The organism is Nocardia salmonicida NBRC 13393 (assembly GCF_001613085.1).
GTDB lineage: Bacteria > Actinomycetota > Actinomycetes > Mycobacteriales > Mycobacteriaceae > Nocardia > Nocardia salmonicida.
Map to the genome: position 1 here is coordinate 107,529 of NZ_BDBR01000005.1, position 14,012 is coordinate 121,540.

Sequence of the window (14,012 nt, forward strand, 5' to 3'; positions counted from 1 at the left end):
GCCTGCCAGCGTGGAGTGCCGGGGGTCATGCCACCTGGGCGCGCGAGTCCCCGAGTACCAGCACCACATCGGCCGAGCCCGGATTGCCCGGTGCGGCGTCGTCGGCGATCAGCGCCTGCAGATCGCCGAGTTCGGCGGTGTGGAGTGCCTCGATCCCGGCCCGATCACCGAACACGTGGGTTACCCACTCCTCGGCCAGCGCCGCCGACAAACCGTCCACCGCATCCGGCACCAGCACCATCGACGCACCGGCCACACCCGCGGCGACCGGCTCCACCAGGGCGGTGAAGCTGTCCACAGCGCCGCGCCCGAAGGTTCGCGCTTCGAAGGTCAGGTCGGTGTCGGCGCGCACCCGCGCACCCGCCGCGGCGAGTTCGTCGTAGCTGCGGGTGCCGTCGGCGCCCACGAACACCGGGTCGCCGCCGCGCAGGGCGCGGGTACGGTCGGCGTAGGTGACCGGGCGGGCGGAATAGGTGGACAGCTCGGTCTTGATCGCCGGGTCGTCGAGTGAGATCCAGTCGACGCCACGGGATTCGCCGACCGTGATGCTCAGCTTCGCGATGGGTTCGGTGTGCGGCTGGGCGCCGGTCACCGGGACCACGGCCGCGCCTGCCTTGAGGATCGCCCAGACCGCGACGGCCCAGTCGACACCGCGCGCGAGATCGACGGCCACCCCGTCGCCGGGGCCGAAGCCCCTGGCGATCAGCAGCCGGGCCAGGCGTGCGGAGCGGGCGTCGAGCTGCTCGTAGGTCAACGCGTCGTCGCCCCAGACGAGGGCGGGTCCGTCGGGATCGTCCTCGGCGGCGGCGGTGAAGGCCTGCGCGAGCGTGGTGCCGCCCGATGGGGTGCTCGGCGCGGGCGCCTGTGCCGCGCCTGCGAGCAGCCGGGCCCGTTCGGACTCGTCGAGGATGTCGATATCGCCGATGCGGATCTGCGGGTCGGCGGCCACCGCGGTCAGGATGCGGGCGAAGCGCGCGCCGATGCTGCGCACGGTGGCCTCGTCGAACAGGTCGGTGGCGTAGTTGAACAGGGTGACCAGCTCGTCGGGATCACCGGCGGCGGTGAAGCGCGGTTCGACGTCCACCTGCAGGTCGAACTTGGCCGCGATCACGGTGTCCAGGGCGTTCACGGTGAGGCCGGGCAGTTCGAGCGCGGCCGCCTCGTTGTTGCTGAAGGTGAGCGCCACCTGGAACAGCGGGCTCTGCGCACTGCCCCGCCCCGGCGCGACGACCTCGGCGACCCGCTCGAACGGCAGGTCGGCATTGGCGAACGCGCCGAGATCGGTCTCGCGGGCCACATCGACGGCCTCGTCGAAGGAACCGGCCGGATCGAGGGTGGTGCGCAGCGTCAACGTGTTGACGAACATGCCGACCAGCTCATCGAGCGCCCGCTCACCGCGCCCGGCGACAGCGGTACCGATGGCGATATCGGAGGTGCCCGACAACCGGCCGAGCAGCACGGCCAGCGCCGCGTGCACAACCATGAACAGCGACGACTTGTGCTCGCGCGCGAGGTGATTCAGCGCGGTGTGCACCTCGGCGGGCAGACGCAGCTCGGTGGTGGCGCCGCGCAGCGTCGGCGCCGAGGGACGCGGGCGGTCCTGCGGCAATTCGAGCAGCGCAGGCACGTCGGCCAACTGCTCGCGCCAGTAGTCGAGCTGTGCGGCGGCCAGGGATTGCGGCTGTTCGTCGTCGCCGACGACCGCCCGCTGCCACAGCGCGTAGTCCGCGTACTGGACTTCCAGCGGTGCCCACGCCGGGGCCTGGTGCGCGGCACGAGCCACATAAGCGGTCATCAGATCGCGAGCAAGCGGCGCCAACGACGCACCGTCGGCCGAAATATGGTGCACCACAACAACAAGCAGCCAGTCGGCGGAAGTTCCATCCGTGAGCAACCTCGCGCGCAGCGGAACCTCACGCGTCACATCGAAGCCCGTTCCGGCCAATTCGGCCGCACGAGTGAGGATGTCGGTGGTCGTCTCGACCTGAAGCCCGCCGGGCAGCGCTTCGGCCACGGAGAGGATTTCCTGGACGGGCAGACCGTCGGCCACCACAGCGGCGTCGCCACTGGCCTGTGCGCGACCGGAGTCCTGGGTACCAGCGTCGCCGACCACGGGGAAGTAGGTGCGCAGCGACTCGTGCCTGCCGAGTACATCGGTGACCGCGGCGTCGAGGGCGGCGATGTCGAGTTCGCCGGTGAGGCGGATCGCGAAGGGGATGTTGTAGGAGCCGGAGGCGGGGTCGACCTGGTTGACCACCCACATACGCTGCTGGGCCAGCGACAACGGAATGCGCTGCGGGCGTTCGGTGGCGACCAACGGCGGGCGCGCGGCCGCACCGCTCGCACCGCCGATGCGCGCGGCCAGGGCCGACACGGTGGGCGTCTCGAACAGGTCGCGGATGGCCAGCTGCGCGTCGAGCGCCTCGTTGATGCGGGCGATCGCGCGGGTGGCCAGCAGCGAGTTGCCGCCGAGGGCGAAGTAGTCGTCGTCGGCGCCGACGCGGGCCATGCCGAGCAGTTCCGCGAAGACCCCGGCGACGATCTCCTCGGCGGGGGTGGCGGGCGCGCGGAACTCGCCCGCGGTGAAGGCCGGGGCGGGAAGAGCCTTGCGATCGAGCTTGCCGCTAGGGTTCAGCGGGAAGCTGTCGAGCACCGTGACAACGGTCGGAACCATGTAGGCCGGCAGCGATTCCGCCACGGCCGTCCGCAGCGCCGCGGCATCCGGCTGTTCGCCGGGGCGCGCCACCACGTACGCGACCAGATGCTGGCCCGATGCGGTATCGAGCACCAGCGCCACGGACTGGCTGATCGCGTCCTGCGCGAGCAGAGCCGTCTCGATCTCGCCGAGCTCGATGCGCTGACCGCGGAACTTCACCTGGAAGTCGGTGCGGCCCAGGTATTCCAGCGCGGGCTCGGCCGACGCCCCACCCCAGCGCACGAGGTCACCGGAGCGATACATCCGCGCGCCGGGCTCGAAGGGGTTGGCGACGAACCGATCCGCGGTCAGACCGGGACGGGCGACATAACCGCGCGCCAGCTGGTCACCGGCCAGGTACAACTCGCCGACCACACCGGCGGGCACGGCACGCAGCCGCGAATCCAGAACGTAGACCCGGGTATTCCACTCCGGCACACCCATCGGCACCGAACCGCGATCGGAATCGCTTGCGGGCCAACGCGTCACCGTGACGGCAGCTTCGGTAGGTCCGTACAGGTTGTGCACTCGCGCCGTGGAGACGCGGGCGACGTCGGCCACGGTCTCGGTGGGCAGCGCCTCACCGGCGGCGAACACCGCGCGCAAACTCGGGATCGAACCGGCGGTGGTGTGCGCGGCGAAGACCGAGAGCATCGAAGGCACGAAGTCGGTGAGCGTGACACGTTGCGCCGCAATGGTTTCGGCGAGGTACACCGGGTCTCGGTGCCCGTCGTGGGTCGACACGACCAGCTTCGCGCCGGTCCGCAGCGGAAGGAAGTACCCCCACAGCGACACGTCGAACGTGGCGGGCGTCTTCTGCAGATACACATCCGACGGACCGACCCCGTACTCGGCGCCCATGTACATCATCTGGTTGACGATCGCCGCGTGCGACACCGCCACACCCTTGGGGCGCCCGGTGGAGCCGGAGGTGAAGATGACGTAGGCCGGATTCTCGGGCCGAACCGGCTCGGTCAACTCGACAGGCGCGGCCGAGAACTCGTCGAGCGCTACGGAATCCACCAGGATCACCGGCACACCCGCGGGCACCTCGATCGCATCCGCGGTGGTGCTCAGGACAGCGGCGGGCGCGGCGGTATCGAGAATGTGCGCGATACGATCGGCCGGATGATCCGGGTCGATCGGCACATACGCGCCACCGGCGGTCACGATCGCGTACATCCCGATCACCAGGTCGAGCGAACGCCGCACCGCCAGTCCGACCAGGGATTCGGGACCGACACCCTGTGTGATCAGCAGCCGGGCGAGCCGGTTGACCCGCTCGTCGAACTCCCGATAGGTCAGCTCGGCACCCTCGTAGGCGACGGCGACGGCATCAGGATATTCGGCCACGGCACGCCGATAACCGTCGAGCAACAGCTCCGGCGCGAGGTCGTGGCGAGTGTCGTTCCACTGCACCAGGATGCGGTCCAGCTCGGCAGGTTCCAAGAGCTCGATCGCACCGAGCGGCTCGGCGGGTGCGGCGACGACGGCGGCCAGCAACCGCTGGAACCGGTCGGCGAACCCGGCGACGGTGTCGGCGTCGAACAGGTCGGTGGCATAGGTGAGCCCGACCGCGATGCCGTGCGGCGCACCGTGGCGATCGGTGTCCTCCACCATCTCGAACTGCAGGTCGAACTTGGCGAACGGAATGGTCAGCTCGACGCCCGCGACGGTCAGTCCGGGCAGCTCCAGGGCGGTGCGCGCCATGTTCTGGAAGGCGAGCATCACCTGGAACAGCGGATGGCGCGCGGTCGAACGGGCCGGGTCGAGCAGTTCGACCAGGCGCTCGAACGGCACATCGGCGTGACCGAAGGCCGCGACATCGACCGCACGGGTCCGGGTGAGCAGCTCTTCGAAGCTAGCCGCCGGATCGACCTCGGCGCGCAGCACCAGAGTGTTGACGAACATGCCGATCAGGTCGTCGAGCGCGGCGTCACCACGACCGGCGACAGGCGTGCCGATGGCGATGTCGGTGCTGCCCGACAGCCTGGCCAGCAGTGCCGACAGCGCGGCGTGCACCACCATGAACAGCGTCGAATTATGGGCGCGCGCAAGCTGATCGAGCCCGGCGTGTACCTCGGCCGGAATCCGGAAGTCCAGGCTCGCCCCACGGTAGGAGGCGGTCGCGGGCCGTGGCCGGTCGGTGGGCAGCTCGAGCTGATCGGGCACACCGGCGAGCTGGGTGCGCCAGAAGTCGATCTGCTGGGTCAGGATCGACTCCGGGTCGTCCTCGGTGCCGAGCACCGCGCGCTGCCAGAGCGTGAAATCGGCGTACTGGACGGCCAATTCGGGCCAGCCCGGCGCGTTGCCCGCACTGCGCTGGACATAGGCCGTCATCAGGTCGCGCGTGAGCGGGCCCATCGACACACCGTCACCGGCGATGTGGTGCATCACGCAGACCAGCACGTGTTCGGTCGCGCTCAGCCGCAGCAGGCGCAGCCGCAGCGGCGGGGCGACGGTGACATCGAAGCCCGCGCCGACGGTCTCGGCGACCAGGGTGGCGATCGCGTCCTCGGTGGCGTCGTCGGCCGCGAGGGTGGGCACGGCGCGCGGATCCGACAGCGGCAGTACCAGCTGCGTGCCGACCCCGTCGACCGGCGGATACATCGTGCGCAGCACCTCGTGGCGCGCCACCAGATCGATGACCGCGACGCGCAACGCGTCGACATCGAGAGCACCCGACAGGCGCACCGCGATCGGCATGTTGTTCACGGCGCTGGCCGGATCGAACTGGTTGAGGAACCACATCCGCTGCTGGGCGAACGACAGCGGGATCGCGTCGGGGCGCTGCTGGGCGACCAGCTCCTGGCCCGAACCGGTGCCGATGTGGCGTTCGACGCGTTCGGCCAGCCCCGAGACCGTGCTGGCCTCGAACAGCACCTGCACCGGAATCCTGGTGTCGAGCGCGGCGCCGATGCGCGTGGCGGCCTGCGCGGCCAGCAGCGAGTTGCCGCCGAGCTCGAAGAAGTCGTCGTCGGCGCCGACCCGGATCTCTTCCGGCGCACCGGCGGTCAGCAGCTCGGCGAAGATACCGGCCACCACCTGCTGTACCGGAGTGGCGGGCGCGCGGAACTCGCGCACGGCGAAAACGGGTTCCGGCAACGCCTTTCGATCCAGCTTGCCGACCGGCGTCAGCGGGATCTGGTCCAGGACCATGATCGCGGCCGGAATCATGTAGGCGGGCAACGATTTCGCGAGGAACGCATCGAGTGCGGCCACGTCGACGGTGGCGCCGGACGACGGCATCACGTACGAAACCAGGGCCGTCACACCGGAAGGCAAGGTCTTGCCGAGGGTGGCCGCGAAGTCGATATCGGGGTGCGAGGTGAGCGCGTTGTCGATCTCGCCGAGTTCGATGCGGAAGCCGCGGATCTTCACCTGGAAGTCCGAGCGCCCCATGTATTCGATGACACCGTCACCGGATTCGGCGCGGCGCACCAGGTCTCCGGTGCGGTACAGCCGCGCGTTCGCGTCGCCGGATTCGGCGCCGAAGGGGCTGGCGACAAAACGTTCCGCGGTCAGCGCGGGCCGGTTCAGATAACCCTGTGCCAGCGCGGGACCCGACAGATACAGCTCGCCGATCACGCCCGCGGGCACCGGCCGCAGCCGGGAATCCAGCACGAACGCACCGACACCGGCGATCGCGGCGCCGATCGTCACCGGCGCGGCCGGGTCCATCGGCGGGGTGCTGGTGGCCAGGATGGTGGCCTCGGTGGGGCCGTAGCCGTTGTAGAACTCCCGCTCGCCGACGGCCCAGCGACCGACCAGTTCCGGGCCGAACTTGTCGCCCGCGACGACCACGACCCGCAGGTCGTCCAAGTCCGCCGGGTCGACCGATTCCAGCGCGCCCGGGGTGATGAGCATGTGCGAAACCTGTTCGCGGCGCAGCAGATCCGCGAGCTCGAAGCCACCGAACACTCCGGGCGGGGCGATCACCAGGGTGGCGCCCGCGGAGAAGGTGAGCAGCAATTCGAGCACCGACACGTCGAAGTTCGGCGAACACACGTGCAGCACACGCGAGTCGGTGGTGACGCGATAGTGCGCGCGCTCGGCGGCGACCAGACCGGCCAGACCGGTGTGGGTCACCACCACGCCCTTCGGCTTACCCGTGGAGCCCGAGGTGTAGATGACGTAGGCCGGATGCCGCTCGTCGAGACCGCGGATCCGGTCGGTGTAGGAGATGGGGTGCGCGGGCTGGGTCGCGATGTGGGTGGCCGTCTCGGCGTCGTCGAGCTCGAGCCAGGTCAGCGCCGTGCCGAGCACCTCGCGGTACGCGCCGGTGGTGAGCCCGAGCACCGCGCCGGAGTCGGAGACGATGTGGGCGATGCGGTCGGCCGGGTAGTTCGGGTCGACCGGGACATAGGCGGCGCCGGTCTTGGCGATCGCCCACACAGCCAGTACCGACTCGATGCCGCGGGCGATGCCGATGGCGACCACGTCGCCGGGCCCGATGCCGCGGCCGATGAGCGCGCGCGCCAGCTGCGAGGACTGCTGGTCGAACTCGGAATAGGTGAGCTGACGCTGGTCGGCGGGGTCGCCGGAGGGGTTGAACCGAACCGCGACCCGATCGGCGGCCGATTCGACGGCTCCCGTCAGCAACTGCCCGAAGGTCGGACTGCTCGATCGGCGACGGCGGTTACCGCGGGCAGAACGACGGGCAGTTTCCATTCGGGTTCATTCACCTCTCATCGAGCCTGCACGCGCGGCGATCCCGCACCGTGCAGATCGAGCCATCATATAGACCGGCAACACAGCGGCCGAGTCAGCGTGCCCCCGGTACTCGGGGCCCAGAGGACTATCGGATCGGCCCGCGCACGTGTTGCCGCTTGAACAGCAAAGTGACGGGGCTCATAAGAACCACCGTCACTCGCTCTGCGGAGAAAGCTCCGCGCTCACACCGCTCAGTGCGCGGAAGGGCCCCACTCCAGCGGGACACCCTTGGAAGCGAGGTACGGCATCGGGTCCATCTTGCTGCCGCCCTGATCCCAGATCTCGAGGTGCAGGTGCGGGCCGGTGGACTGACCGCGGTTGCCGACGGTCGCGATGACATCGCCCGCGTTGACCCGCTGGCCCTCGCTGACGAGCATGTCGTTGACGTGTCCGTAGACGCCGGTGGTGCCGTCGTCGTGCAGCACCCGCACCCACAGGCCGAAGCCCGACGCCGGGCCCGCCTCGATCACGGTGCCGCTGGACACGGACTTGATCGGGGCGCCGATCGAGTCGGCGAAGTCGAGGCCGTAGTGCATGGCGCCCCAGCGGGCGCCGAAGCCGGAGCTGATCGGGCCGGCGACCGGGCGTGCGGCCTGCGGCGGCGCGACCTGGTGCTGGATGCCCTGCAGGATGTCCTCGACCTGCGACAGCGGGCCGGAGATCTCGGGAGGCAGGTTGCCGATGCCGAAGGGCGCGGCCACGGGGGCGGCGATCGGCGCGGCGATCGCGCTCACCGGGGCGGTCTCGACATGCGCGGCGACTTCCTGCGCGGCGACCAGGTCGACATCCTGGCGCGCCGACTCGGGGGCGACCGATTCCGCGACGCTGTCGTCGTGGGTCGGCAGCAGCGGCGCGGCGAAGGCCAGGGCCGGGGCGATCTGAGCGGTGACACCGACCAGCGCGCCGGCGGCGACCGCGGCACTCGCGGCGACGCGCACACGATCCGAACGCGATGCCTCGGCGCGATGCCTGCTCCTGCTCGGGCTCCGGCCATCCGCGTGTGCAAGCAGGGCCTGCACGGAGATGGATTCGGGACCCACACGGTGCTGCGACAAGATCTCGTCCTAGCGTCCGACAACAAGGAAACGAAGCCGGTCTGCGACCGGCCCGGAGACCACCTGGGCGTTCTCCACTGTCGAACTATGTGTAACGGTTCGGCATACGTTGTGACGGGAACTCTACCCGGCCGTGACCATTCCGCAACCTTCTGTCACGAAAACGCAGGTAGATGACGTGCCGCACAGTAACAATCACGGTGTCCGACCCATCACACACGCTGTCACCGGGCCTGAACACGGCCCCGACGGACCAGACTCGACCCATGGTGATCGAGACCTTGACTGCCCCCATCGTTGCCGCGCCCATGGCCGGCGGCCCGTCCACACCCGAGTTGGTGGTCGCCGTGGCGGCCGCGGGCGGGTTCGGACAGTTAGCCGCCGGATACCTCGGCACCGAGGCGGTGGCCGCGCAGATCGAGGCGACGAGAGCTGCCACCGCGGCGCCGTTCGGCGTGAATCTGTTCGCGCCAGGGGCGGTGGCAGATCCGGCTGTCTATGCCACCTACCTCGCCGAACTCGGCGCCGAGTTCCCGCTCGGCACCCCCGAACACGACACCGACGGATGGGCCGACAAGCTCGATCTGCTGGTGGCCGATCCGGTAGCGGTGGTCTCGACGACCTTCGGCTGCCCCACCGCGGTGGAGGTGGACCGGCTGCACGCGGTCGGCTCGGAGGTGTGGGTGACGGTCACCTCGCCCGCCGAGGCACTGATCGCCGTCGACGCGGGCGCCGATGTGTTGATCGCCCAGGGCGCCGAGGCGGGCGGGCATCGCGCGACCTTCCTCGACGACCCCGCCGACGACCCCATCGACCCGCCCGGTCTGCTGACCCTGATCCAGTTGCTCACCGCCGTCACCTCACGTCCGCTCGTCGCGGCGGGCGGGATCGCCACGGGCGCCGGCGTGGCCGGGGTACTGGCGGCCGGTGCGTCGGCGGCGCAGATCGGCACCGCGCTGCTGCGCTGCCCCGAAGCGGGCACCAACGCCGTGCACCGCGGTGCGATCGGCACGCCGGAACCGACGATGCTGACGCGCGCGTTCACCGGACGTCGCGCCCGCGGGATCCGCAACCGTTTCCTCGTCGAACACACCGCCGACGCACCGGCCGCCTATCCCGAAATTCATTACGCCACTGCCCCGTTGCGGGCCGCCGCGCGAGCGGGCGGCAACACCGACGAAGTGAATCTGTGGGCGGGGCAAGCTCATTCGCTGAGCACCGGGCAACCGGCAAGCGAACTGGTCGCCGACCTAGCCGCCGACGCGAAAAGCGCACTCCGAAAAGCACTTTCGGAACGAATTCAGGGTTATTGACAACGAATTTCGTTTAGACTCGGACCTGGCATCGCATCCCGCCGACCACCCCCCAAGCAGGAGGAGAGCGCCATGTCCCTCGATGTTCCCGCCGCACTACTCGAACGCGCCGAACAGGGCGATATCGACGACGCCGAATTCGTCGAATGTGTCCGTACGTCACTGCCTTACGCGTGGGAGGTGGTGAGCCGGGTTGCGGACGACCTGCGCACCGGCACCGATGAGTACGCCGACAATCGGGTGCCGCCGCCGGACGAGGTGGCCCGCGGTCAGCTCCTGCGCGCCCTGGCCTCCGATGCCATTCGTGGTGGATTAGAGCGGCATTTCGGTGTGAAGCTGGCCTTCCAGAACTGCCACCGGGTCGCGGCGTTCCCGCTGTCGGCCGTCGGCGGGGAGACCTACACCCGCTACATCAGCCCGCGCGCCCAGCTCTTGAACCAGAGCCCCGAGCTGCGCAACTGCTGATTTTTCGGCGGCTGCTACTGCAGCACAAAGGCGGGCGTGGAAGCGATTCCACGCCCGCCTTTCTTGCTGCTACTTCATCGGGGCCCGAAGGGCCGCGACTCGAGCGCGCCAGCGCTCCGATTACACCGTGACGACGTCTAGCTCGCCCTCGGCGTACTGGGCGCGCAGGCGCTTCTTGTCGAACTTGCCGACGCTGGTCTTCGGGACCTCGGCGATGAAGGTCCAGCGCTCGGGCAGCTGCCACTTGGCGAACTTGTCGGCCAGGTAGTCACGCAGTTCGGTCGCCTCGGCGGCAGCGCCTTCGGCGAGCACGATGGCGACCAGCGGACGCTCGTCCCACTTCTCGTCGGGCACACCGATGACGGCGGCCTCGGCGACGGCCGGGTGGCCCATCACCGAGTTCTCCAGGTCCACCGAGGAGATCCACTCGCCGCCGGACTTGATGACGTCCTTGGAGCGGTCGACCAGGGTGAGGTAGCCGTTGGGGCTGATCTTGCCGACATCGCCGGTGCGCAACCAGCCGTCGTCGAACTTGTCCGGGTCGATCTCCGCGCCGGTGGGCGAGTAGTAGGAGCCGGTGATCCACGCGCCGCGGACCTCGAGCTCGCCGAGGGACTCACCGTCGTTCGGCACGACCTTGCCGTCGTCGCCGACCAGACGGGCCTCGACGTTGGCCGGGAAGCGGCCCTGGGTGTAGCGGTATTCCCAGGCCTCGTCCTCGCCGACACCGGAGGGCGCGTGCGCGACGCTGCCCAGCGGGGAGGTCTCGGTCATGCCCCACGCGTGCAGGATGCGCACGCCGTGCTTCTCCTCGAACGCGCGCATCATCGCGGGCGGCACCGCGGAACCGCCGACCACGGCGGTGCGAAGGTGCGAGATGTCCTGCGGCGCGACGGCCAGCGTGGCCAGCACGCCGCCCCAGATCGTAGGCACCGCGGCGGCGAAGGTCGGCTTCTCGGCCGCCATCATCTCCAGCAGCGGGCCGGGCTGCAGGAAGCGGTCCGGCATCAGGACGTTCGCGCCCGACATCAGCGCCGCGTACGGCAGGCCCCACGCGTTGGCGTGGAACAGCGGCACGATCGCCAGCACGTAGTCCGAACCCTGGAAACCCATGCCGTTGGGCGAGTTCACCTGCATGGCGTGCAGCCAGTTGGAGCGGTGCGAGTAGACGACGCCCTTAGGGTCGCCCGTGGTGCCGGAGGTGTAACACATTGCGGCAGCGGAGCGTTCGTCGACGACCGGGAAGTCGAAGTCGGCGGACTGGGCGTCGAGCAGCTCACGGTAGGAGTGCACCGTCACGCCGTCGGGCGCGGTGAGCGCGGCAGCATCGCCGTTGACGACGATCACGTGCTTCACGGTCTTCAGGTTCGGTAGGTATTGCGCGAACAGCGGTAGCAGCGTGCCGTCGACGAGCACCACCTTGTCCTCGGCATGATTGGCGACGAAGACCAACTGCTCGGGGAACAGCCGGATGTTGAGCGCGTGCAACACCGAGCCCATCGCGGGCACCGCGATGTAGGCGACCATGTGCTCGTTGTTGTTCCACATGAAGGTGCCGACGCGGTCGCCCTCTTCGATGCCGAGCCCACGCAGCGCGTTGGCCAGCCGAGCCGAATCCGCACCCAGCTCGCGGTAGGTCATGGTGCGAACACCGTCACCGGTCCATGTGGACACAGTCGAATCGCCCTGGAAAGTTGCGGCATAGTTGAGCAGTTTGGCCAGCGAGAGCTGGTCGTCCTGCATGGTGCTCAGCATCGGTGCTCCTTCAAGTCCCTGCCGTGGCATGAGCCACGTCACAACCGGATGTTACCGAAAGGTTTGAACGTCGCAATCGTTTCGTCCGACAACATTCCTGCAGGTCGGCTGGTCATCGCGAACCAGGGGGCGCTTCATGGGGCGGCTGACCATCGGGGCCACTATGGTGCGACGGCACGCCCGGGCCTGCGTGTTCGGCGTTGTGCACAGCGTCGACTACCAGCCTGCGGACGTGGTCGTTGTCGAGGCTGTAGAAGATGGTCGTGCCCTCTCGTCGGGTTCGCACGAGACGGGCCATGCGCAGTTTCGCCAGATGCTGGGACACCGAGGGCCCCGGCTTGCCGACCCGGTTCGCCAGTTCGTTCACCGAGAGTTCATTGTCGGCCAGGGCCCACAGGACCTGGACCCGAGTCGGGTCGGCCAGCATACGAAACACCTCGACCACCAAGCCCACCTGATCTTCGGCCAGCGGCGAGCGGTCATCTGCATTCATGCGCAGATAATAGATCGCCGACCGCGGTCCCCCGTAACCACCGATCCGAGGTTCGTCAGACCGGCATGCCCAGTGCCGAGGCGAGCGTCTGGCCGAGGGCGCCGACGAACGCGTCGAAGGCATCGGGATCGAGAATCTGGCTGTATACATCGCGGTTATGGCAGCCTGCCGGCGCAGGCACGCCGTTGAGTCGGTCGTTCAGCCACATCGCGACCGAGCCCGCGCCCGAGACGGCCGCGATGCCGTGTTCGCTGAACAGGTCGCGGGTGTAGGAGACCGTCGCGGCCGGATCCTGGCAGTAGGTGTCGTAGAGCTTGTTGACGGCGTTGATCGGCATCGCCTCGTCCAGCGGCGCCTGGTAAATGTAGAGCGGGGCGGTGGGGGTGCCACGGTTTCCGAGGGTCAGTTCGTCGAGCACCGTCTGCATTTCGGGAGCGCGCATCGGATCGCCGGGATAGTCGAAGAGGCCCTTGATGTTCACGAACGGGAACGCCGCGAATTGCACCGCGACACATTGCTCTTCGTGCACCACTCGCAGACCCTTGCCGAGCGGGTTCATGTACCGCTCGATGAATCGGTCGACTTCGGGATATTCGCGAGCGACACCGAACAGCCCGCCGAGCACCGCGCCGCCGAAGGTCGACGTCGCGTTGTTGTAGTCCACGGCGGCCCGGATATCGGCGAGCAGGCCGCCGGTCGCCGAGCCGACCAGGTTCAGTTCGGGCGCGTATTCCGGCTGTAGTTCGGCGGCATGCGCGGTGGGAATCGCACCGCCGGAGTATCCCCACATCGCGGTGCGGGTCGCCGCACCGGACAACCCGGCTCGATCGAAGTTCTGCGCGGCGCGAATTCCGTCGAGGGTGATCCGGCCGCCGAGTGGACCGACGGCGTAGGCCGCGTCGGGGCCCTGATGATCGGGCACCACGACCGCGTGCCCAAGTTGCAGCATCGATTGGACTTCGATGAATTCCAGCCCGATCACGCTGTTGAGCGGATTCGGCAGCGATCCCATCTGCAGGGCGTAGGACGGCGCGCAGTTCCGCGACAACGAATCCTCGGCGAACTGGAAGGAGACCAGACTGCGCTCCCCCGTCGGCGCGGGCCGATGCGGCACGAGCACCGTCGCGACGGCGGGAATCGCCTCGCCGCGTGTATCGGTGCTGCGGTAGGACAACTGCCAGGCGCGCACGTCGAGCGGTATCAACCAGAAGTTGGCCAGGTTCACCTGTCGCGCGGACAGAATGTCGCCGGGTGCGGCCGCGGCCACCCGCGCCGGGTCCGGGTTGTAGAAGGCGGGGTCGAGGAACGGCGGTGCGGGCGGCACCGGGAACGGCAGCGGCGGGGCCACCGGCACCGGATCGGCCACGGCCGGACTCGCCACGGCGGGGCAGGTCGCGACCGTGAGCCCGGCGATCAGCGCCAGGCATGCCCCGGCGAGCACCCTGCCGGTGCTGCCTGTGGTGGCGATCTTCATATTCGGCTCCTCGAATCCCCAGGTGGCGGCGTGTGCCAACCATAAAAGA

The 14,012-nt window shown here is 69.0% G+C and carries 7 protein-coding genes; 2 read left to right on the forward strand and 5 right to left on the reverse strand.

The features are described from left to right. Positions 1 to 25: 25 nt before the first annotated feature. Together NS1_RS06110 and NS1_RS06115 are read right to left on the reverse strand one after the other, a co-directional pair. Positions 26 to 7,366 carry a non-ribosomal peptide synthetase gene (locus tag NS1_RS06110; RefSeq protein ID WP_062982484.1) on the reverse strand — a complete coding sequence of 2,447 codons (7,341 nt, stop codon included), beginning with the start codon at positions 7,364 to 7,366 and terminating at the stop codon, positions 26 to 28. Between the two features lie 233 nt (positions 7,367 to 7,599). Further along, positions 7,600 to 8,463 carry a M23 family metallopeptidase gene (locus NS1_RS06115; RefSeq protein WP_245661600.1) on the reverse strand — a complete coding sequence of 288 codons (864 nt, stop codon included), beginning with the start codon at positions 8,461 to 8,463 and terminating at the stop codon, positions 7,600 to 7,602. A 266-nt stretch (positions 8,464 to 8,729) separates the two neighbouring features. Here NS1_RS06115 and NS1_RS06120 point away from each other — a divergent pair, with 266 nt between their 5' ends. Together NS1_RS06120 and NS1_RS06125 are read left to right on the forward strand one after the other, a co-directional pair. Then, a complete protein-coding gene (locus NS1_RS06120) occupies positions 8,730 to 9,776 on the forward strand; it encodes an NAD(P)H-dependent flavin oxidoreductase (protein ID WP_082843602.1) in 1,047 nt (348 codons plus the stop codon). Between the two features lie 72 nt (positions 9,777 to 9,848). After that, positions 9,849 to 10,241 carry an SCO5389 family protein gene (locus tag NS1_RS06125; protein WP_062982488.1) on the forward strand — a complete coding sequence of 131 codons (393 nt, stop codon included), beginning with the start codon at positions 9,849 to 9,851 and terminating at the stop codon, positions 10,239 to 10,241. Between the two features lie 120 nt (positions 10,242 to 10,361). On the opposite strand, the gene NS1_RS06130 is transcribed toward NS1_RS06125, so the two are convergent. From NS1_RS06130 to NS1_RS06140, 3 genes are all read right to left on the reverse strand, one after another. Beyond that, positions 10,362 to 11,996 (reverse strand): long-chain fatty acid--CoA ligase, encoded by a 1,635-nt coding sequence (locus NS1_RS06130; RefSeq protein WP_062982490.1) that lies wholly within the window; start codon positions 11,994 to 11,996, stop codon positions 10,362 to 10,364. Between the two features lie 112 nt (positions 11,997 to 12,108). Then, complete coding sequence (locus NS1_RS06135) at positions 12,109 to 12,489, reverse strand: ArsR/SmtB family transcription factor (RefSeq protein ID WP_056818518.1); 381 nt, start codon at positions 12,487 to 12,489, stop codon at positions 12,109 to 12,111. A 55-nt stretch (positions 12,490 to 12,544) separates the two neighbouring features. Next, the gene (locus NS1_RS06140; protein WP_062982492.1) at positions 12,545 to 13,963 is read right to left on the reverse strand and encodes a lipase family protein; all 1,419 of its coding nucleotides are present in this window, start codon (positions 13,961 to 13,963) and stop codon (positions 12,545 to 12,547) included. Between the last annotated feature and the right edge of the window lie 49 nt (positions 13,964 to 14,012).